Origin of the sequence: Nitratidesulfovibrio liaohensis (assembly GCF_011682075.1) — a bacterium.
Classification (GTDB): Bacteria; Desulfobacterota; Desulfovibrionia; order Desulfovibrionales; family Desulfovibrionaceae; genus Cupidesulfovibrio; species Cupidesulfovibrio liaohensis.
Map to the genome: position 1 here is coordinate 1 of NZ_VSMK01000491.1, position 1,784 is coordinate 1,784.

Annotated in this window: 1 protein-coding gene; it reads right to left on the reverse strand. The window is 71.1% G+C overall.

What is annotated here, in order from left to right:
• Window positions 1–1,551, reverse strand: a 1,551-nt coding sequence (locus FVW27_RS14720; RefSeq protein WP_243838483.1) for a heavy metal translocating P-type ATPase, incomplete at its 3' end; no start/stop codon positions are given.
• Window positions 1,552–1,784: the final 233 nt, after the last annotated feature.

Here is a 1,784-nt window from a genome sequence, read left to right on the forward strand (position 1 = left end):
GTCGGCGGGCAGCACCTGGGCGCGCCATTCGTCCACGCCCACGGCGTTGGCCACCGCCGCCGCCGTCACCGGCCCGTCGCCGGTCAGCATGACGATGCGCTTCACGCCCTGCTCGCGCAGTCCGCGCACCACCCCGGCGGCCTCGGGCCGCAGCGGGTCCTCTATGCACAGGATGCCCGCCAGCTTGCCCCCGATGGCCAGGTGCAGGATGGAGTAGCCCTTGGCCGCCCATTCGTTGATCACGGGCAGGAATTCTTCCAGGGGCACGCCCTCGTCCTCGTGGACGAAGTGGCGGCTGCCCACCAGCACGCGCTTGCCGCGCAGGCGCGAGGCGATGCCGTGGGCCACCACGTATTCGACCTCGGCGTGTTCCTCCTGATGGTCCAACGCTTCCTGTTCGGCCTTGCGCACCACGGCGCGGGCCACGGGATGGGGAAAATGCTCTTCCAGGCAGGCGGCCAGGCGCAATACGTCGTCGCGGCCATGCCCGTTCAGCGAAATGACCTCGGCCACGCGGGGGCGCGCCTCGGTGAGGGTGCCCGTCTTGTCGAAGACCACGGTGTCCGCGCCCGCCAGACCTTCGATGAACCGGCCGCCCTTGATGAGTACGCCATGGCGGGCGCCTTCGCGCATGCCGGTCAGGATGGCTAGCGGCGTGGCCAGACGGATGGCGCACGAGTAATCCACCAGCAGCACCGACGCGGCACGTGCCACGTCGCGGGTGACGGCCCACACCGCGCCCGCCAGCAGGAAGCTGTAAGGCACGATGGCATCGGCCAGGCGCTCCGCCTTGCCCTGCACGTTGGCCTTCAGGGCTTCCGACCGTTCGATGAAACCCACGATCTGGTTGATGCGCGTTGCGGACCCCACGCCGGTGGGCCGGATGTCCAGCCGCCCTTCCTCCACCACGGTGCCCGCGTACACCGAGGCTCCGGCGCGCCGGGCCACGGCCAGCGGTTCGCCGGTCATGGAGGTCTGGTTGACCATGGCCTCGCCCTCGGCCACCACGCCGTCCACGGGGATGGACGAACCGGCGCGGACCACCACGAGGTCGTCGTCGACCAGGGCGGAAAGGGGCACCTGCACCTCTGCCTCGCCGCGCTTCACCCACACGGTGTCCACGTCCACGGCCAGGCTTTCGGCCAGGCTTTCGCGCGACTTCTTGCGGGTCCATTCCTCCAGGAACTCGCCCACGGCGAACAGCGCGGTGATCAGCCCGACGGAGCGGAAGTCGCCCCGCACCAGCGAGATGCCCAGCGCCGCCGCGTCCAGCACGTCCACGTTGAGACGGCCCGATGCCAGCGAACGCCCCCCCTTGAGCAGGAAGGGCAGCGCGCGGAAGAAGGCGGAAACCATGCGCACGATGCGCGGCAGGAAGGGACGCAGGATCAGGTAACGGATCAGCCCGCCCGCGCCGGGCGCGGCACCGGCCATGGCCAGTCCGTTCAGTCCACCCAACCCGGCCATGCCCGACGCGCCTGCCGACAGGGCGGCACCGTCCGGAACCATGCCATGAGGGGCCATGGCACCCATGCCGTGCAACCCGGGCATGCCGGGAACCCCTGGGGGCAGGTGCGCTCCCAGGGGGCCGCGCGCCTTGCGGGCAGCAACGGCGGCAGGGCCAACATTGCCCGAAGACGGACCGGCAGACATGCCTGCCGCCCTGCCCTTGCCCCGGCCGCCCTTGGCATCGGGCTTGCCGCCGGGCTTCTCCGGTGACCTGTCCGCAGACGCACGCGCCCCGGTGGGGCGTTCGGAGGCCTCGGCCTTTCTGCCCGGCCCAC